Source organism: Anaerostipes butyraticus (assembly GCF_016586355.1).
GTDB classification, from domain to species: domain Bacteria; phylum Bacillota; class Clostridia; order Lachnospirales; family Lachnospiraceae; genus Anaerostipes; species Anaerostipes butyraticus.
This window is the reverse complement of sequence record NZ_BLYI01000027.1, coordinates 127,067-147,096: the sequence shown is the minus strand read 5'-3', so window position 1 is coordinate 147,096 and position 20,030 is coordinate 127,067. Positions and strand designations below refer to the sequence as shown.

18 protein-coding genes are annotated in these 20,030 nt (G+C 42.1%); 15 read left to right on the top strand and 3 right to left on the bottom strand.

Features of this window, described 5'->3' with window-relative positions; genetic code table 11:
• The first annotated feature begins 27 nt into the window (after nt 1-27).
• Both JMF81_RS06090 and tnpA read left to right on the top strand, forming a co-directional pair.
• Entirely contained in the window at nt 28-2,454 is a 2,427-nt protein-coding gene (locus tag JMF81_RS06090; protein ID WP_201310563.1) for a protein kinase domain-containing protein, read from the top strand.
• Nucleotides 2,455-2,685: 231 nt separating this feature from the next.
• On the top strand, nt 2,686-3,156 hold the full coding sequence (tnpA, locus tag JMF81_RS06085) for an IS200/IS605 family transposase (protein WP_201310562.1): 471 nt from the start codon (nt 2,686-2,688) through the stop codon (nt 3,154-3,156).
• Nucleotides 3,157-3,298: 142 nt separating this feature from the next.
• Here tnpA and JMF81_RS06080 read toward each other — a convergent pair whose 3' ends face one another.
• Together JMF81_RS06080 and JMF81_RS06075 are read right to left on the bottom strand one after the other, a co-directional pair.
• A complete protein-coding gene (locus tag JMF81_RS06080) occupies nt 3,299-4,186 on the bottom strand; it encodes a YARHG domain-containing protein (protein WP_201310561.1) in 888 nt (295 codons plus the stop codon).
• Nucleotides 4,187-4,218: 32 nt separating this feature from the next.
• On the bottom strand, nt 4,219-5,136 hold the full coding sequence (locus tag JMF81_RS06075) for a hypothetical protein (RefSeq protein ID WP_201310560.1): 918 nt from the start codon (nt 5,134-5,136) through the stop codon (nt 4,219-4,221).
• 161 nt (nt 5,137-5,297) lie between these two features.
• On the opposite strand from JMF81_RS06075, the gene JMF81_RS06070 reads away from it, so the two are divergent.
• From JMF81_RS06070 to JMF81_RS06050, 5 genes are all read left to right on the top strand, one after another.
• Nucleotides 5,298-5,864: a vWA domain-containing protein gene (locus JMF81_RS06070; RefSeq protein WP_201310559.1), complete on the top strand. Its 567-nt coding sequence runs from the start codon at nt 5,298-5,300 to the stop codon at nt 5,862-5,864.
• Nucleotides 5,865-5,956: 92 nt separating this feature from the next.
• The gene (locus tag JMF81_RS06065) at nt 5,957-6,397 is read left to right on the top strand and encodes a hypothetical protein (RefSeq protein ID WP_201310558.1); all 441 of its coding nucleotides are present in this window, start codon (nt 5,957-5,959) and stop codon (nt 6,395-6,397) included.
• A 93-nt stretch (nt 6,398-6,490) separates the two neighbouring features.
• Nucleotides 6,491-6,925, top strand: a complete 435-nt coding sequence (locus JMF81_RS06060) for a lipocalin family protein (protein WP_201310557.1) — start codon at nt 6,491-6,493, stop codon at nt 6,923-6,925.
• A 200-nt stretch (nt 6,926-7,125) separates the two neighbouring features.
• Nucleotides 7,126-9,480, top strand: a complete 2,355-nt coding sequence (locus JMF81_RS06055; protein WP_201310556.1) for a glycyl radical protein — start codon at nt 7,126-7,128, stop codon at nt 9,478-9,480.
• Nucleotides 9,481-10,392 carry a glycyl-radical enzyme activating protein gene (locus JMF81_RS06050; RefSeq protein WP_201310555.1) on the top strand — a complete coding sequence of 304 codons (912 nt, stop codon included), beginning with the start codon at nt 9,481-9,483 and terminating at the stop codon, nt 10,390-10,392.
• 85 nt (nt 10,393-10,477) lie between these two features.
• Here the strand turns inward: JMF81_RS06050 and JMF81_RS06045 are convergent, their stop codons facing one another.
• The gene (locus JMF81_RS06045) at nt 10,478-11,089 is read right to left on the bottom strand and encodes an NUDIX hydrolase (protein ID WP_201310554.1); all 612 of its coding nucleotides are present in this window, start codon (nt 11,087-11,089) and stop codon (nt 10,478-10,480) included.
• A gap of 120 nt (nt 11,090-11,209) precedes the next feature.
• Between JMF81_RS06045 and JMF81_RS06040 the strand changes: the two genes are divergently transcribed.
• The 8 genes from JMF81_RS06040 to tyrS all read left to right on the top strand — a co-directional run bounded on the left by JMF81_RS06040 (nt 11,210) and on the right by tyrS (nt 19,983).
• The gene (locus JMF81_RS06040; RefSeq protein WP_201310553.1) at nt 11,210-11,647 is read left to right on the top strand and encodes an RrF2 family transcriptional regulator; all 438 of its coding nucleotides are present in this window, start codon (nt 11,210-11,212) and stop codon (nt 11,645-11,647) included.
• Nucleotides 11,648-11,750: 103 nt separating this feature from the next.
• Complete coding sequence (gene cysK, locus JMF81_RS06035; protein WP_201310552.1) at nt 11,751-12,680, top strand: cysteine synthase A; 930 nt, start codon at nt 11,751-11,753, stop codon at nt 12,678-12,680.
• Nucleotides 12,681-12,801: 121 nt separating this feature from the next.
• Nucleotides 12,802-15,435: a DNA polymerase I gene (gene polA, locus JMF81_RS06030; RefSeq protein WP_201310551.1), complete on the top strand. Its 2,634-nt coding sequence runs from the start codon at nt 12,802-12,804 to the stop codon at nt 15,433-15,435.
• Between the two features lie 10 nt (nt 15,436-15,445).
• Nucleotides 15,446-16,066: a dephospho-CoA kinase gene (gene coaE / locus JMF81_RS06025; RefSeq protein ID WP_201310550.1), complete on the top strand. Its 621-nt coding sequence runs from the start codon at nt 15,446-15,448 to the stop codon at nt 16,064-16,066.
• 74 nt (nt 16,067-16,140) lie between these two features.
• The gene (locus JMF81_RS06020) at nt 16,141-16,920 is read left to right on the top strand and encodes an MBL fold metallo-hydrolase (RefSeq protein ID WP_201310549.1); all 780 of its coding nucleotides are present in this window, start codon (nt 16,141-16,143) and stop codon (nt 16,918-16,920) included.
• Nucleotides 16,921-16,944: 24 nt separating this feature from the next.
• The gene (locus tag JMF81_RS06015) at nt 16,945-17,217 is read left to right on the top strand and encodes an ACT domain-containing protein (protein WP_201310548.1); all 273 of its coding nucleotides are present in this window, start codon (nt 16,945-16,947) and stop codon (nt 17,215-17,217) included.
• 12 nt (nt 17,218-17,229) lie between these two features.
• Entirely contained in the window at nt 17,230-18,594 is a 1,365-nt protein-coding gene (locus JMF81_RS06010) for a PFL family protein (RefSeq protein ID WP_201310547.1), read from the top strand.
• 159 nt (nt 18,595-18,753) lie between these two features.
• A complete protein-coding gene (tyrS, locus tag JMF81_RS06005; RefSeq protein WP_201310546.1) occupies nt 18,754-19,983 on the top strand; it encodes a tyrosine--tRNA ligase in 1,230 nt (409 codons plus the stop codon).
• Nucleotides 19,984-20,030 lie beyond the last annotated feature (47 nt).

The window sequence follows — 20,030 nt, the reverse complement described above, 5'->3', positions numbered from 1 at the left end:
ATGAAGAGAAACAGATGTATTTTTTGTATGAATGAAAAAGAAGAATCAGAACAAATTTGTCCGGTTTGCAAAAAAGGGCTGTGGGAATATGAATGGCAGGATAATTATCTGGAACCATATACTGTGCTTGAGGAGAAATATATGATTGGCGCAGTCCTGGAACAGGATGAACATACGATACGGTATGCAGGATATGATCTTGTACTGGAACAAAAAGTATTAATATACGAATATCCGGAAGAATTCTGGAAGGCAGAAAAGGAAAAGAAAGTAAAGAGTCTGTTTGGAAAAATTTTGTCCTCTGGTATAGCGGTGATTAAGGATTATTTCTTGGAAAATGGAAAAGGATATATGATTACAACATTTCCAGAAGGAGAAACACTCGAAAGCTATATAAAAGAAAAGCACAAAATAGAAGAGGAAAAAGCGGAACAAATGTTTCGACCTGTCCTTCGGGCAGTGAATGGACTTCACGCGGCAGGACAGGTTCATGGGAATATTTCGCTGAAACATTTGGTTGTAATGGAAGATGGGACTCTCAGGCTGTTAGCAGACTGCAAAAACAGAATTTCTGAAGATGATGCGGATGAATACAAAGCACCGGAACAATTAGACAGTGATGGGGTTTTAGGACCATGGACTGACGTGTATGCACTTTGTGTAGTATGGTATGAAATGGTTACAGGACACAAGGTTCAAAAAGCAGCGGATCGAATGAAAAAGGACAACGTAAGGAGTCCGCATTGGTATACAAAAATCAGAGATAAAACAGAACAGGCGTTAATGCGGGGAATATCTCTGGAAGCTCAGATGAGGTTCTTTTCTATTGGAAATCTGTTGGAAAGTATAGATCTTCCAAGAGAGGAGGAAGAGAAGGGAATGGGAGTAATCCGCCACATCTGGGGAGAGAACTGGTTAAATACAGCTCAGCAGGAGGAAAAAAGAAGAAAGAAAAACAGAGTAAAAGGATATTTTCTGAAACGAATTGCAGCGGTAATGATTTGTCTGATTTGTTTATCAGGATTGACAGCCGGTGGTTTATATACATATGTTCAGACACATCAGCGGGACTACTTTGCATGGAAATTGCAGAAGGCCAAAGAGAAAACAGAGAATAGCCAAGGCAAAATATGTTTTGATAAAGAAGATTCAGAATATAAAGAAATGTTAGACTATTTTTTGAAATACGGAGAAAAGCAGGAGGATACAATTTCTGATGAAATTACCTATGAAATAAAAGAGGAAAATTGGGATGAGTGCCCGGTGGAACAAGGTGTAAGAGGGGCTTTTTATCTGGATTACAAAACAGCAAAGGATATTATACAATACTATATGAAAGTAGAAGACAAAATAGATTTAATGGAAGAATCAGGAGCATTAAGAGGAGAAATCTATAAGGAGGCAGAGGAAGAAATTATTCTGTATGCAAATAAAGAAAATACTTATAAAGTGAGAGGAGAAAATGAAACGGTAGTTTTATCATATGATCCATTGAGTCAGCGGCTTGGGTCAGTAAAATTTCAGGCATCAAAAGAACGTTGTTCTTATTTCTTGGAAAAGATACTGCCGTTTCTTGTTCCAGAAACCTATTTAACCAAACAGGAATGCAGGGAAATAACAGAAAAATCATTAGAAAAAGGAAAGTATTTCGTTCTGGAACCGAATGCAAAATGTCAAATTATATTTGAATATCCGAGTGATACAGAAAAAAGGACTTCCCAGTATTCGGTTGAAATTAAAGCAGATTTGTATGAAACGTCATCTTTGGCTAGATTTGAAGAAAATTCAAATGATGAGACAGTTTATGCAGGAAATTATGAGCGAGGCAGCAGCAAATATAAAAAATTTGTCTCTTATGTAAAAAAGCATGCGATATCGAAAGAAAAAATAGCTGATAATAAACAATTGAATGAAGTAGAGTCGACACAATTTGTGTTAAGTGAAAGTGATGCTTTGAAATGGGGAGAACCATGTAATGAATTTCGCTTTTTTGTTCGTCTGGATAATCTGATTGGGGAATTAAAAGATAAAAAATATCAAATGATAAAAGAATCAGAAGAGAAAAAATGCATTGTGGAATTGCAGAAATATGGAGCTATTTTAACAGATTTTTCTGTTGTTCAAAAGTATAAGATGACAGATGATATTTTCCTTGATGTAAAGAAAGATTTGGTAAATGGGAAAGTCATTTCTTTAAAAGTTTATCAAAATAAAGATAAAAATGTTCCGAGTGAGAAAGCTGTGGCAGATATTCTGAGGTTGATAAGTGATAAGCAGGATGAATTTTTAGAGGATTTTGGAAAAAATAAACTCCAGATACAAAGTACTGAAAGCAGATCGTTGTATTGGTTTCGTGGAGCTGTCGTTTTCACACGAATTGATGAAAAAAATAATTTAACTATGACGATTATGCCGCCGAAACCGGGAAACGCAGATTACTACTGGCCGCAGTAACGAAAATCAGGGTTGGATTTATAGATCCTTCCCTGATTTTTTTGATTGTTAGGCTTTAAGCCTGTTCGTCATTGCGGAGTTTTTCAATAAAGAGAAACGAAGCTTTGAAGAACAAATAAACCACCTGCTATGCAGGTGAGTCAGCATTGCTTTAGCTTACAGTAAAAAACCTCCGGTGATACAATAATGTTGGTTTGCCAACCACATTAAAGATCAAAGGAGGTTATCCATATGGATATACAGAGTATAGCACATACAAAATGGAATTGTAAGTACCATCTGGTGTTTGCACCAAAATTTAGAAGGAAGATCATATATGGAAAGTTGAAAGCAGATATAGCGAAGATTCTCAGTATGCTATGCAAGAGAAAAGGGGTAAAAATTGTAGAAGCAGAAATGTGCAGAGATCATGTACACATGCTGGTAGAGATACCACCGAGTATAAGTGTATCAAGTTTTGTAGGGTATCTAAAAGGGAAAAGCACGCTGATGATATTTGAAAGACATGCAAACCTGAAGTATAAATTTGGGAATCGACATTTCTGGTGTAGAGGGTACTATGTAGATACGGTAGGGAAAAATGCGAAAAAGATACAAGAGTATATTCAAAACCAATTGCAGGAAGACTGGGAATATGACCAAATGACACTCAAGGAGTATATAGACCCGTTTACGGGGGAGCCAGTAAAAACAAACATATAAGAAGAGTCTGGAAAGACTCAGTGAGTAAATGATGTTGCGGCTGGCGGACCAATTCGACGAGTCTTTAGACTCCAGTGCCGGTAATGAGCCCTTATAGGGCGTGAGCAAACCACCGGCTAAGCCGGTGGTTCTGATTTGATATTTAATATTTAAAATCATCATTTTTTACCATAATTTCCTGATATTTGTCGTCATTTGTCTGAATTAGGCGGTCAGACATAACATCATATTCAAAAACGAAAAAAGGATGTTCGTCAGAAAGACCAGAATAAAATGTAATGGTTCCGGTATCTTCATCTAATGTGACAAGCCCAGTGGTACAGTCGCAGAATACACGGCTGGCTTCGCCTTCTTCGGCAGCTGCTTCGGGAGTAAAGCATATAGGAATTTGGACAAAATAATATACGTAATAAAAAATGCCGTCCTTTTCTCTGATTTCTATGACAGAAGTACTTTTAGGAACAAGAGTGTCATCTGAGTCTTCTTCTATACTGATCCATTTTCCAGACAGATCATCATAAGAAAAAGAGGTAAGAATATCCACATAATCGGAAGATAAATCTTTGGCATCTTTGCCATTTTTACCTTCTTCCAGGCGTTCTTTTGCGGCATCCTGCTTACGTCCCAGCTCTTCCTTATATAGAATTTCTACGTTCTCCTTTTCGATGTCTGACAGAGAAGCTCTATCGTAATTGTTGGAAGGATGGTACCAGCTGATGGATTTAAAATATTTTTTTGTTTCTTTTGAACAAACACGTTTGCCGTGTCTTGCCGTGATTTCACACCGTGCAATTCTTAATTGCTGATCTGATAATGCAGCCGCTTCTTCACTGGTGATAAGCCGGGTGTCGCTGTATGGAAGAAGCTCTATATTCTTTTTTTCGATAGGAGCCGGAGTTTCTGTCTGCTTTGGTTCGGTCTTCTTAGGCGGAAAACGTTTTGTCCAACTGGATGAAAATGACCGGATGGCAGCAGCGGCGATGATTATGACAGAAGCAGCCAGCATCAAAGCGGTGATTTTCTTTAACATATCGATTCCTCCTATCTTTTATTATGATGCTTTTAAATCAGCGGGCGATAAGAATCCAGTAATTGATCAATTTGTTCCTGAGATGGATTTTTATAGGTTGGAGAAACATGGACATATTCGTAAGTTTCTGCAACTGGGCTCCACGTCCAGTTAGAACCAATCTGTTTAAAAAAGTCGTCAACATTATCATAAGTTTCTCCTAATGCATAAAACTGGGATGGTTTTTTGCCGGTCCATTTTTCGCCTTCAACCTTAATAAGAACAGTTGATTTTATCTGTCCATTGGAAAATGTCATTTTACTGGCATCGACTCCGCTATATTCAATTGATGATTTTTTTGAAGAATCTGTGCAAAAAGTATTTTGTTCGGTTTTGTAGTCATAGCACAGATTTTCAACCAGCCATGCGTATTCGCCATTGGAATTAACATAAAGTCCGGGAGAATCTGCACTTTGGCCATCGTAAGAAAATTTTGTGTATTGTAAATTCTGACTGTCATCATAATAGAAAATTACAGCGTTTCCGAGTAATCCGTTTGCACCAATTTGAGTTACGATATGTAATTCTGGAATACCGTCAAAATCAAGATCTTTTAATGTACATTCTGTACCATCTTCAATGGACATATAGTCCTCAATATGATGGAGAACATTGGCATATCCGGATTTCCAGTCAAATTCTTCACTCCCTTCTTTATTTTCTGTTTCACTGGAATTTTCAGACTCAGAATCATCGGATAAAGTCTGCGTATTTTCATAAGATTCTTCTGTTGTATCGCTCGTATCATAGGTTTCGGTGTCGGAAGTATCATCAGAGCTGAATGAATCGGTTTCTTCTTCTGCCTGTTCCTGCTTTGAATTTCTGGAGGCAGATGACATTGTCTGAATCTGCTCTGCAGCCACTGGGATTAAAAATATGGCGATGATGATAAGAATCAATTTTTTTAACATTTTATTTCCTCCTGTTTCAATCGTTGAATTTGTTTTGTTTCATTTGATGATTTCAGTATAAATTCTGTTTTGGAAAATTTGTTTTTTGATGAAAGAAAAACAAATTGGCTTAGTGTAATCGTTAAAATGATCTCCAGGAAAACGGAAGGAGAGTGAAGAAAATGCAGGATGGAAGCATCAAAGAGATGATATGTATCCTCGATCAAAGCGGTTCCATGTATGGAAAAGAACAGGATACGATCAGAAACTACAATCATATGCTGGAAGAACAAAAACAGCAGGAGGGCGAGGCCTATATTACAACAGCCTTATTCAACGACCAATGTAATATTCTATGCCGGCATATGCCAATCCGGCGGGCAGAGGAGCTGACACCAAAGGAGTATTATGCCTATGGCAATACGGCATTATTTGATGCCATAGGAACGGTGTTTACAGATGCCGAACCGGAAAAAGAAGAAAAAGTTCTTGTTTTCATTATGACAGACGGTATGGAGAATGCCAGTATACAATATGATCAGAAAAAGATCCGGCATCTGATACAGGAAAAACAAAGAAAAGGATGGGAAATTCTGTTTTTTGGGACGGAAATGCGGATTCTGGATCAGGCAAGAGAGACAGGAATCAAAAAAGAACATACCATGTATTATTCAAAAGATTTTGAAGGAATCCGGACAGGATACGAACTGGCTGGAAGCAGATTTTCCCAAATACGAAAAGAAAAATAAGCAGGAAAAACAAATTTTCCAAACTGGTTTTTATACTGAGACTGCAAAGAAAAACAGCAGGAGTTATGCACCGGAGGAAAGGAGGAACCGGGGTGAAAAAGAGAAGAATCATCATTTTAGTAGCAGCAGGGCTGCTGGCGGTCTGGATATTGCCGACTTTGCTCAATGCCCATGAGAAAAAGTCTGTGACAGGGACATGGACGGCAAGAAAAATACAGCTGGAAGGGATGAGTGAGCCTCAGAGAATAGAAGATGCTGCGAAAAATTTCAAAAATCTGACAGAAAAAGAGAGGCAGGAAGCGATAAGAGAACTAAAAAATTATCAGGTGATTTTCCGTGAGGATGGAACAATGGAAGTGGATTACGATGAATCAAAGCTGCTGGGCACCTGGAAAGAAATGGAGGATGGAGTTTATTTAGCTGTCGGTGGTGCGGGACCTCATATTATAACATTTACCGTTAATGGCAAAGAGCTGACCATGGAGGATGACAGAGAAACTGCCATCCTGGTTTTAGAAAAAGAAAGAATATAGAAGCGAAAAACAAATTTTCCAAAACGGAATTTATACTGAAAATATAAAGAAAATAACAACGGCACCGGCCGAAGAACAAAGGAGGAAATGAAGATGAAAAAGAGACTGGTAATGATTTTCATGACGTTAGGAATGCTGGCAGGGATACTGACCGGCTGTCAGATGGGATCCATAGAAGGAACCTGGACATTGACAAAACTTCAGACGGAAGACATGAGTGAGCCGAAGGAGGTAGACGAGGTAGTGGATATGCTGGCAGAAGAATATCCGGAAATGGATGAAGAGGACAGACAGGAAGCACATGATATGTTTGCAGGAATCAAAATAACGTTTAACGATGATGGTACGATGAGCATGTATCATACGGGCTATGGAAAAAATGCGAATGGAACCTGGACAGAATCAGACGAAAAAGGAGTATATATCATTCACGCCGACTCTGAAGCTGCGGAAGTGACTCTGGACGGCGGAGAACTAACAATGGAAGGCACTGATGGGACAAGTATTTATGTATTCGAGAAAGAGTAGAACAGCAGGGGAATTATATAGAATAGAAGAAAAGCACTCGCCGGGTGCTTTTTTTGTTATACAAAATAATGCCGGGTTTGAAATCAGAAAAACTAAGAAAAACCGAAAAGAAACAATAAAAAATACTTGAAAAATAATAAAAAATAATCTATAATAATAAAAAACAAGAAAACAGGAAACAGCGGAAAGGAGAATGAAGGATGGAAGAACTTTATCAGACAGACCGGGTGACTTACTTAAAAGACAAAATGCTGTCAGAGCCAAGATATGCTTCAATTGAGCAGGCTCTGATCATTACAGATACATATAAGAAAAATGAAGGGCAGCCAAGAATCATACAGAGGGCAAAATCCCTGAAAGCTGCATTGGAGCAGATTGCCATCAGCGCGGAACCGGAGGAATTGATCGTAGGAAATCGTACCGCAGGCGTCCGCTACGGCGTTGTCTTTCCGGAAAGCGGAAGCACATGGGTGGACAAAGAATTTGAAACTCTGCCGACAAGACCTCAGGACAGGTTCAACGTTCATCAGGAAGATATCGATACATTTCGCCAGGTGATCAAACCATACTGGAAAGGAAAGTCTCTGGAAGATATTCTGGCGCAGAGATACGGAAAGGAAATTGATGAGATTGCCAAAGTCGTAAAAATCAATCAGAAAGACCACGCGCAGGGGCATATCTGTCCAAATTGTGAAAAGTGGCTGGAAATGGGACCGAAAGGACTTCAGGAAGAGGCAGAAGCAAAATTAGAAACATGCAGCGAGGAACATAAAGATTTTTATAAAAGTGTTCAGATCGTCATGGAAGGCGCAGAGGATTTTATGATGCGTTATCATGATTTCATGATGAATCTGGCAGAAAAAGAAATGGATGAGGATAAGAAAAAGGACATTCTTACCGTTGCAGAAAACTGCAGGAACTTAAGCGAACGTCCGCCGAAAACCTTTCATGAAGCAGTGCAGTCCGTCTGGTTTTTATTTGTGATCCTTCAGATGGAATCCAACGCATCTTCTTTTTCTCCTGGAAGACTGGACCAGCATCTGATTTCTTTCTACACAAAAGATATAGAAGAAGGAAGATTGACCAGACAGGGCGCTTTGGAAATCATCGAATGTCTCTGGCTAAAATTTAATGAGATCGTATATATGAGGAACTCCCACGGTGCAAAATATTTCGCCGGGTTCCCGATTGGTTTTAACATTGCGGCAGGAGGACAGGATGAAAACGGAAATGATTATGTTAATGATCTGTCTTTCCTGTTTTTGCAGGCGCAGAAACATCTGGGACTTCCGCAGCCGAATCTGTCCGTCAGACTTCATGAAGGAACCGGAGATGCTCTGCTGAAAGAAGCAGTAAGAACCGTTGCGAAAGGAAGCGGAATGCCGCAGTTTTTTAATGACAAGGCAGTGATTTCGTCCATGGAAGAGCTGGGAATCGAGGAAAAGGATGCCTTAAATTATGCGATTGTAGGCTGCGTGGAACTGACAACCCAGGGAAACAATCTGGGATGGAGTGATTCCGCCATGTTTAATCTTAATAAAGCGCTGGAAGCGGCGCTGACCGGAGGCATCTGTCTTCTGACCGGAGAGCGTTTTGCGCCGGATTACGGTAATCTGGAGGATTATGAGACATTTGAGGATCTGGAAGAAGCGTTCCGCCGTCAGATTGATTATTTTATGGACAAGATGATCCTGGCATGTGAAGAAGTAGAAAAGGCACACATCGATCTGCTGCCGTCACCGTTCTTATCTTCTGTGATCGATAACTGTATGGAAGGCGGTATCGATGTAACGGCAGGCGGAGCAAAATATAATCTGTCCGGGATTCAGATGATTCAGGTAGCGAACCTGGCAGACAGTCTGGCAGCAATCAAACAGCTGATTTACGATGAGGGCAAAGTGGAAAAAGGTGAAATGCTGGATGCTCTGAAGCATGATTTTGAAGGATATGAGTTCCTGCGAACCATGTGTCTGAACAAAGTTCCGAAGTATGGAAATGACGTAGACTGGGTGGATGCCATGGGAACAAAATGGGCAGAGTATTTTAAAAACCGTCTCCGCACATTCACCAATTACCGGGGAGGCCCGTATCATACCGGCATGTACACGGTATCCGCTCATGTTCCGATGGGAGAAAATGTCGGCGCTACGCCGGACGGACGCCATGCGAAAGAACCACTGGCAGACGGCGGAATGTCACCGGTTTACGGAAGAGATGTAAAAGGTCCGACAGCGGTATTGAAATCTGTATCCAAGCTGGATAAGAATTTAACGACCAACGGCGGCCTGTTAAATATGAAATTCCTGCCGGAATTCTTTAAAAACGAAGCGGGAATCGATAAATTTGCCAAATTCCTCCGCAGTTTTGTAGATCTCGAGATACCGCACATCCAGTTTAACGTGGTGCGCAAAGAAGATCTGATCGCTGCGAAAAAGAATCCGGAACAGTACCGCGGCCTTACGGTTCGTGTAGCGGGATACACGGCATATTTTACGGAGCTGGCAGATGAACTGCAGAATGAGATCATTGCCCGCACCAGCTATGGAGATATTTAGATGAAGGGACAGGTGTTTGATATCCGCAGATTTTCCACCCATGACGGGGACGGCATCCGTACGACCGTATTTTTAAAAGGATGCCCTCTCTCCTGTGTATGGTGTCAGAATCCGGAAGGAATTTCTGCGAAAAAGAGACCGCTGTATTTTGAAAACCGGTGTATCCACTGTGGAACCTGCGTGAAGAAAAGCAGAGCAGAAGGCGTAAAAATAGAAAATGGGAAAATCCATCTCAATCCTAAAGTGGCAGAAGACTGGGCAGAGATCATCGACTGGTGTCCGGCGGGAGCTATTGAAATGGATTCCAGAGAAATGACAGTGAACGAAGTAATGGAGGAAGTCCGGAAAGACGAAGTATTTTACCGCCACGGCGGCGGGGTCACCCTGTCCGGCGGAGAGCCTTTATTTCAGTGGAAATTTGCTCTGGAATTACTGAAACAGTGTAAAAAGGAAGGAATCCATACGGCCATAGAGACTTCTCTCTATGCCAGACAGGAAATTCTGGAGGAAATCCTGCCGTATCTGGACCGCATTTTCGCGGATTTTAAACTGGAAAATGAGGATCTTCATAAGAAATATACAGGAGTCTCTAATGAAAGGATCCGAAGAAATCTGAAGTTTCTGCTGGAATCCGAAAAGAAAGACGCAGTCATCATACGGACGCCGATGATTCCGGGAATGACAGCGACAAAAGAAAATATAGAAGCAGTGGGAAGATGGATCAGCGGCATTTACCCGGAAGTTTCTTATGAGATCTTAAACTATAATCCTCTGGCAGAATCCAAATATCACCTGATCGATCAGGAGTACTGTTTTAAGGATAACCCGAAACTGTATACAAAGGAACAAATGGCAGAATTCCGTTCCTGGGCAGAACAGGGCGGAGTGAAGCATATAATTATTGAATCATAAACAGAGAGAAAAAGGATCTGCTTTTATTTATAGAAAGGAAGAACATGGAAAATCCATGTCCTTCCTTTTTGCTATGTACAGATTTTTAAATATGAAGAAATGCAAAAGGATCCTTTGGATCGCTCTGAAGAAAATGAAGCAGAAGATAGTAAGCTTTGACAGACAGATTTTCCTCTTTCAGGATCCGTTTAGCTTCTTCGCGATCTACCAGCTGAACAGATAAATCTTCATTGGGTTCCAGATGATCCAGATTTGGTTTTCCGGATGCATATCCATATACTGTGCAGTTGGTTTCATCGGTCATTCCGGCAGAAGAAAAATGCGGCCGGTGCAGAAATTCTTCGCAGTCGGCCGGGGTAAAGTTAAGGCCGGTTTCTTCCATCATTTCCCGGACCGCAGTTTCTTTTACGGATTCTCCCGGGTCGATGAGGCCTGCCGGAAATTCATATATGTAATCATTGAGCGGATAGCGGAACTGGCGGATCATGATCACCTTATCGTTATTCTCACCGAAAAGGCTGTAAATGATGACGCCGTCTGGAATTGGTTTCTTCGTGGCAGCCATCATGGTATGTTCATCTTTTCGGCTGGCGACATAATAAGGGTGGGTGTCGCCAAATTTATTCTCCGCTTCCAGCTCATACAGATTCAGATATTTTACATGGGTGAGGGGTGTGATTTTATTGATTTTGCTCATAACAGTGTTCCTCCTTTTGCATCTATTGTAAATCATGAGAAGAAAATTGACAATAGAATCGAAAGCAAGTAGAATAAATCATAGTAATTATGTAGAAAAAAGAAAACATGGAGTGGTGTTATGAAAATATCAACAAAAGGGAGATATGCGGTCCGTCTGATGTATGATCTGGCAGTGCATCATACGGGAGACTGGGTGGCGCTGAAAGATGTATCCAGACGTCAGGGAATTTCTGTGAAATATTTGGAGCAGATTGTACGTCAGCTGAGCATCTGTGGTTATTTGAAGAGTCTGCGGGGACCTCACGGGGGATATCAGCTGGCAAAGGAACCGGCGGATTATACGATCTATGAAATCCTTCAGATTACAGAGGGAAGCCTTCAGCCGGTTGCCTGTCTGGATGATGAGATCAATCAGTGCGGGCGGTATCATGAGTGCCCGACCATTGGGATCTGGGAAGGCCTGGGACAGGTGATCCGGGAGTATTTAAGTCAGATTACACTGGAAGATATTGTGGAACGGGCAAAGGAAAAAGGCGGAAATGACTTCGTGATTTAGCACGGAGTTGTTTCTGTCTTTTTCTATTGACAAACGGGGAAAATGTGATATATTAATATCATATTAACCTGCTAGGAATTATAGGAAATGAAAGGAGACAACAATGGCTGGGATTTATAAGAACGTAGGAGAATTGATTGGAAAGACTCCTTTGATGGAGGTTGGAAAGATAGAGAAAAAATATGAGACAGGAGCAAAGATTTTTGCCAAGCTGGAAGGATTAAATCCGGCAGGCAGCGCAAAGGATCGGATTGCTCTGCAGATGATTGAAGACGCAGAAGCTGCCGGCAGACTGGGAGAAGGATCTGTGATCATTGAGCCGACTTCCGGTAATACGGGAATCGGACTGGCATCCATTGCGGCTTCCAGAGGATATCGTGTCATTCTTACAATGCCTGAGACCATGAGTGTTGAGAGAAGAAATCTTTTAAAGGCATACGGAGCGGAGATTGTTTTGACAGACGGAGCGAAAGGAATGAACGGAGCTATTGAGAAAGCAGAGGAACTTGCACAGGAACTGGACCATGCGTTTCTGGCAGGACAGTTTGTGAATCCGTCTAATCCGAAAGTGCATCGTCTGACTACAGGTCCGGAAATCTGGGAAGATATGGAAGGGAATATTGACATTTTCGTGGCAGGTGTCGGAACCGGCGGAACGATCACAGGTGTCGGAGAGTATTTAAAATCCAAAAAAGAAGATATTAAAATTGTTGCGGTAGAGCCGGCTACATCTCCGGTTCTTTCAAAAGGAGAAGCCGGACCGCATAAGATTCAGGGAATCGGAGCCGGATTTGTGCCGGACGTCCTTAACACAGAAATTTATGATGAAGTCATCCCGGTATCAGATGAAGATGCCTTTGATCTTGGCAAATCCATGGCAGTGGAAGAGGGCATTCTGGTTGGAATTTCTTCAGGAGCCGCTCTGTGGGCAGCCATTCAGGTGGCAAAGCGTCCGGAAAATCATGGAAAAAATATTGTCGTTTTCCTGCCGGACAACGGAGACAGATACTTGTCAACCCCAATGTTTCAGTAAAATAAGCAAAAAAATCCCATATGTACGGAAAAAATCCGTCATATGGGATTTTTGCGAGGTGGACTTGTCTGGCTGGTTCTGTTACAATGGAAAACATAACAAATAGAAGGAGAATATTCCGATGGAAGAAAAATTGTTATTAATTGACGGAAACAGCATTTTAAATCGTGCGTTTTACGGACTACCAGAAATGACCAACAGCCAGGGCCTTCATACCAATGCAGTGCTTGGCTTTTTAAATATTATGTTTAAGTTCCTGGAGGAAGAGCATCCGACTCATCTGGCAGTCGCTTTTGATCTGAAAGCGCCTACGTTCCGCCATAAGATGTTTGCGGATTACAAAGGCACCAGGAAGGGGATGCCGGATGAGCTTGCGGAGCAGGTCCCGGTGATCAAAGAGGTGCTGAAGGCAATGGATATTCCGATGATGATGCAGGAAGGATATGAAGCGGATGATCTTCTTGGAACCATGTCTGTCATTGGAGAATCCCAGGGATATGAAGTAAAGATCATATCCGGAGACCGTGATCTGCTGCAGCTTGCAACAGATAAGGTACAGATCCGGATCCCAAAGACAAAGATGTCAGGAACGATCGTAGAGGATTATTATGCGGCGGATGTGATGGAGAAGTATCAGGTGACGCCGAAAGAATTTATTGACGTAAAAGCATTGATGGGAGACGCTTCTGACAATATTCCGGGAATTCCGGGGATTGGGGAGAAGACAGCGACAAAGCTGATCAAAGAATTTCACAGCATTGAGAATGCCTACGAGCATATTGAAGAGGTAAAGCCGAACCGGGCAAAAAACAATCTGCAGGAATATTATGAGCAGGGAGTTATGAGCAAGGAACTTGCTGCGATCAAGTTAGACTGTCCGGTAGAGATTAAACTGGAAGATGCGAAGATTCAGAATATTTATACTCAGGAAGCGTATCAGCTTCTGAAAAAACTGGAATTTAAATCTATTTTGAAACGATTTGACGGAGATGATCCAGATGAATTTCAATTGGAGACAGAGACTATCCACGATCTGATACGGGCGGAAGAGATTTTTGCGCAGGCTGCAGACAGAGAGCAGATTGGTATCTCTATTTATGAAGAAAATGACCGCTTTTGGGCTGGCTTGTCCGTAGAAGGGCAGCAGATTTATCTTTTACCGGCAGAAGGATTTATAACGAAGGAGTTTCTGCTGGATCAGATCAGCCGCCTGTATGTTTCTGTGGAATCTGTCGGAATGATGGAGACCAAAGAATATCTGGGAGAATTGAAGATAAAAGAAGAAACACCGTCTGTATTTGATATTTCACTTGCGGCATATCTGATAAACCCACTGAAAAGCACGTATGAATATGACGATATTGCCAGAGACTATCTGAGCCTTATGATTCCTTCCAGAAAAGAACTGTTAGATAAGAAGAAACCTATGGCAGGGGAAGACGGACTGACGGAAGAAGGCAGAAAAATTCTTGGAATGGAAGCTTATGTTTCCAGAACATCCATTGTGCCGTTATCCAGACGGCTGGCAGAACTGGGCATGATGGATCTCTATCGAAACATTGAGATTCCAACGATGTTCGCGCTTTATGATATGGAAGAAAGAGGAATCCATGTAGACCGTCAGGCGCTGAAAGATTACGGAGATCAGCTGATCGGCAGAATTGAGGAGCTCCAGAATATGATCTATCAGGAAGCAGGAGAAGAATTTAATATTAATTCTCCAAAACAGCTGGGAATAGTTTTGTTTGAGCATATGAAGCTGGAAGGCGGAAAGAAGACAAAAACCGGGTATTCTACCAGTGTGGATGTACTGGAGAAGATTGAACATTTGTATCCGATCATCCCGATGATTCTGGAATACCGTCAGCTGACCAAATTAAAATCCACCTATGCGGATGGACTTGCCAATTTTATTAGAGAGGATGAAAGAATCCACGGCAAATTCAATCAGACGATCACTGCAACAGGAAGAATCAGCAGTACGGAGCCGAATCTCCAGAATATACCGGTCCGCATGGATCTGGGACGCCAGATCCGCAAAGTTTTTCTTCCGGAAAAGGGGTATATTTTTCTGGATGCCGATTATTCCCAGATTGAATTAAGAGTTCTGGCGCATTTGTCAAAAGATGAGAAACTGATCCATGCGTATCAGGAAAATCAGGATATTCATGCCAGAACTGCCTCAGAAGTGTTTGGAATTCCGATGGATCAGGTTACAAGTGCCCAGAGACGGGATGCCAAGGCTGTAAATTTCGGAATCATTTATGGACTGAGTGCGTTTGGATTGAGTCAGGATTTAAAGATTACACGAAAACAGGCACAGGATTATATTGATAAATATTTTGCGACTTATCCAAAGGTAAAAGAGTATCTGGACCGGGAAGTAGAAAAAGGAAAGACCGATGGATTTGTAGAAACGATGTTCCATCGGAGACGTCCGATTCCTGAATTAAAGTCAAAGAATTTTGCCCAGAGAAACTTTGGGGAACGAGTGGCGATGAATTCTCCAATTCAGGGAACAGCAGCTGATATTATTAAGATTGCCATGGTCCGGGTGAATGTAAAACTGAAAGAGAAGAACATGAAGTCCCGACTGATTTTGCAGATTCATGACGAACTTCTGATTGAGGCATGGATGGAGGAACTGGACGAGGTAAAAGAAATCCTGAAAACGGAGATGATGCATGCGGCGGATCTGGAAATCCCTTTGGAGATTGATATTAATACTGGAAGCAGCTGGTATGAAGCAAAATAAGGAGTGGAAAATGAAAATAATTGGTATTACCGGGGGCGTTGGCTCCGGGAAAAGTGAAATCTTAAATATAGTGGAAAACGAATATGGCGCAAGAATTATTATTGCAGATCTGGTAGCTCATAAACTGATGGAACCGGACGGCATAAGCTATAAAGGAATTGTAAAAGCATTTGGAAAAGGAATCGTAAAGGCAGATGGTTTTATTGACCGGGAAGTGCTGGGTTCCATTGTATTTTGCAGTGAAAGAAAACTTAAGATCTTAAATGAGATTACTCATAAAAATGTAGACGTGGAGATTATGCGGCAGATTGAAGAAATCCGGAAAGAAGACCCGAATGCTTTGGTAGTCTGTGAAGCAGCGCTTCTGGTAGGAGCACAGTATGAATCTTTGTTTGATCAGCTCTGGTATATTTATACGAAAGAAGAAATTCGCTTCCGGAGGTTAAAAGCGTCCAGAGGATATTCTGACCGCAAGATCCGTCAGATGATGGAAAGCCAGAAGACGGAAGAAGAGTTTAAGGCGGCGGCAACCCATGTAATCGACAATTCCGGAGATCTGGAAGAGACCAGACGTCAGATCCGGGAAATTCTTGGCGATGCGGCCCAGTCACCTGCCGCAAGCGGATTTTAAAAGAAAAAGTAGATTCTGCCATACCCTTATGCTATACTAAAGAGAACGGTTTGGCGAAAGAAGAGGTAAAATTCATGGAATTAACAAGCATTGCAAGCAGCAGTGAGGGAAATGCGATCTTCGTCGGCACCGAAGATACAAAACTGCTGGTAGATTGTGGAATCAGCGCCAAAAGAATTGAAGCAGGATTAAAAGAGCTGGATCTGACGGTACCGGAATTCTCAGGAATTTTGATCACCCATGAACATACAGATCATATCAAAGGACTTGGCGTTCTTTCCAGAAGATACGGACTGCCGGTATTTGCCACAGGGAAGACAATTGACGCGATTTTTGAATATAAGAATCTGGGAAAGGTTGACAGAAGCTTGTTTCAGTCAATTGAAGCAGATCATCCGTTCTGGATCGGAGATATTAAAATAGAAGCTTCCAGGGTATGGCATGATGCCGCGGATCCGGTATGTTATTCTTTCTGGTCCAATGGCAGCAAGGCAAGTATCGCCACAGATCTGGGAGATTATGATGAGTATCTGGTGGAGAAGATTTACGGATCCGATATTTTGTTTGTGGAAGCGAATCATGATGTTAATATGCTGCAGGTGGGAAGATATCCTTATTACCTGAAACGAAGGATTCTGGGACGCAACGGACATCTTTCCAATGAAAGGTGTGCGCAGCTGATCCAGGATACGGCAACGGAAGGAACCCGGAAGGTATACCTGGGACATCTGAGCAAAGAAAATAATTACGAGAAACTCGCTTATGAGACGGTAAAGGTTTCCCTGCCGGACAAAGCTGAACTGCCGCTGGAAGTGGCGAAGAGAGATGCAGTGTCATCTGTAACAATTGTTTAATGAGAATTAGGAGGATTTAGGATCATGGATAGAACAGTCATTACAGTTGTAGGAAAAGATGGAGTGGGAATCATAGCAAAAGTCTGTGATTATCTCGCAAGCAACAAAGTGAATATTCTGGACATTTCCCAGACGATCACAGGTGGATTTTTTAATATGATGATGGTAGTGGATCCAAAGGATTCATCCAAAGATATGAATACTCTTTCTGCTGAACTGCAGCAGATTGGTGAGGAGATTGGTGTCGTCATCCAGGCACAGAATGAGAAGATTTTTGATATTATGCATAGAATTTAACGGGGTGGCAAAATGATTAATCTGAATGAAGTTTTTGAAACCAATAAAATGATTCATGAGATGAATCTGGACGTGCGCACAATTACCATTGGTATCAGTCTGCTGGATTGTGCAGGGACAACATTAGAAGAAGTAAAAGAAAATATATACCGCAAAATCACAACAGTTGCTGCGGATCTGGTGAAAACAGGAAAAGATATTGAGAGAGAATTCGGGATTCCGATTGTAAATAAAAGGATTTCTGTAACTCCTGTTTCTCTGGTGGGAGGCAGTGTATGCAAAACATCAGAAGATTTTGTGGAAATTGCCAAGACACTGGACAAGGCAGCCAAGAAGGTTGGAGTCAATTTCCTTGGAGGATATTCTGCCCTGGTAAGCAAGGGTATGACAAAAGCCGATGAGCTTTTGATTCGCTCCATTCCGCAGGCACTGGCTCAGACAGATTTTGTGTGTTCTTCTGTTAATGTAGGATCCACCAAAACAGGAATCAATATGGATGCAGTAAAACTGATTGGTGAGATGATCAAAGAAACAGCGGAACTGACCAAAGACAATCAGTGCCTGGGATGTGCCAAATTTGTCGTGTTCTGTAATGCGCCGGATGATAATCCGTTTATGGCGGGCGCTTTTCATGGCGTAACGGAAGCTGATGCGGTCATCAATGTAGGTGTCAGCGGCCCTGGTGTTGTAAAACGTGCGATTGAAAAAGTAAGAGGAGAAAACTTTGAAGTTCTCTGTGAAACCATTAAGAAAACAGCGTTTAAAGTAACCCGTGTGGGACAGCTGGTAGCAAAAGAGGCTTCCAGAAGACTTGGAATTCCATTTGGAATCATTGATCTCTCTCTTGCGCCGACGCCGGCAGCGGGAGACAGTGTAGGAGAGATCCTGGAAGAAATCGGTCTGGAATATGCGGGAGCTCCGGGAACGACAGCAGCTCTTGCCATGCTCAACGATCAGGTGAAGAAAGGCGGCGTTATGGCTTCTTCCTATGTGGGAGGCTTAAGCGGAGCTTTTATTCCGGTCAGTGAAGACCAGCGCATGATCGATGCGGTTAATGCAGGCGCCCTGACACTGGAAAAACTGGAAGCAATGACCTGTGTATGTTCTGTGGGACTGGATATGATCGCCATTCCTGGAAAGACGAAGGCAACGACCATCGCAGGGCTGATTGCCGATGAGATGGCACTGGGAATGATCAACCAGAAAACAACAGCAGTCCGCGTCATACCTGCGGTTGGAAAAGACGTGGGGGATCAGGTGGAATTCGGAGGCTTATTGGGATACGCTCCAATTATGCCGGTCAATGAATTTTCCTGCGATGATTTTGTCAATCGAGGCGGAAGAATTCCGGCTCCGATCCACAGCTTTAAGAACTAAAGAGGTGAAGAACTTGGGGTACTAAATCATTTTAAAATGTCCGTTTCATCTGCTAAGAGGACATGGGAACTGCTGCTGAAGGTAATCGAAGAATTTCCATAAAAGCAAATTTCTGTCAGACAACGGATAAAATAGATAAAAGGAGTTAAGAGAAGAAGAATGAGTAGAAATGTATATGATGTGTTAGCGGAAAGGGGATTTATTGCCCAGACAACGCATGAAGAATTAAGAGATTTGTTAGGAAAAGAAAAGGTAACTTTCTATATCGGATTTGACGCGACCGCGGACAGCCTTACTGCCGGACACTTTCTGACCATCATGGCAATGATGCATATGCAGAAAGCCGGACACCGTCCGGTTGCGCTGCTGGGTGGAGGAACAACAATGATCGGAGATCCATCCGGAAAATCTGATATGAGAAATATGCTGACAAGGGAGACCATTGAGCATAACGCGCAGAGATTCAAGGAGCAGTTATCCCGCTTCATTTCATTTGATGATGATAAAGCAATCCTTGCAAACAATGCAGACTGGCTTCTGGACTTGAATTACGTGGAATTTTTAAGAGAAATCGGAGTGCATTTCTCTGTAAACAAGATGCTGACAGCAGAATGTTACAAACAGAGAATGGAAAGAGGACTTACGTTCTTCGAATTTAACTACATGCTGATGCAGGCATATGATTTCCTTGAACTGAACCGCAGATATGGATGTAAACTGGAAATGGGCGGAAATGATCAGTGGTCCAACATCCTTGCGGGAGCAGATCTGATCCGAAGAAAAGAACAGAAAGAAGCATATGGACTTACACTGACTCTTCTCACGAGAAGTGACGGAGTGAAAATGGGAAAAACTATGGCCGGAGCCGTATGGCTGGATCCGGATAAAACATCGCCGTATGATTTCTACCAGTACTGGAGAAATATTGAGGATGTCAAAGTAGAAGAATGTCTTGGCCTTCTTACCTTCCTTCCAATGGAAGAAGTCCGCCGGCTGGGTGCGCTGGAAGGTGCCAAGATTAATGAGGCGAAGGATGTCCTGGCATATGAAGTGACCAAGATCGTTCATGGAGAAGAAGAGGCAAAGAAAGCGCAGACCGCCGCAAAAGCAATGTTTGTAAGCGGAGGAGCCAACGAAGACGCGCCGACCTTTGAATATGATAAGGAACAGCTGGATGCAGGAATTGACATCCTGACCCTGCTTGTGGATTCCAAACTCTGTACTACCCGTTCTGACGCCAGAAGAATGGTACAGCAGGGAGGAGTATCTGTAAATGGCGAAAAAGTAGGAGACATTAAAGCAGTGTTTGGAACAGCGGATTTTGATGATCAGAACAGAATCCTTTTAAGAAAAGGAAAGAAAAAATTCTGTCAGATCAAAGAAAAATAACGAAAAGACCCTTTGAGTCTTTGAAAAATTGGTGTTATAATCATTCG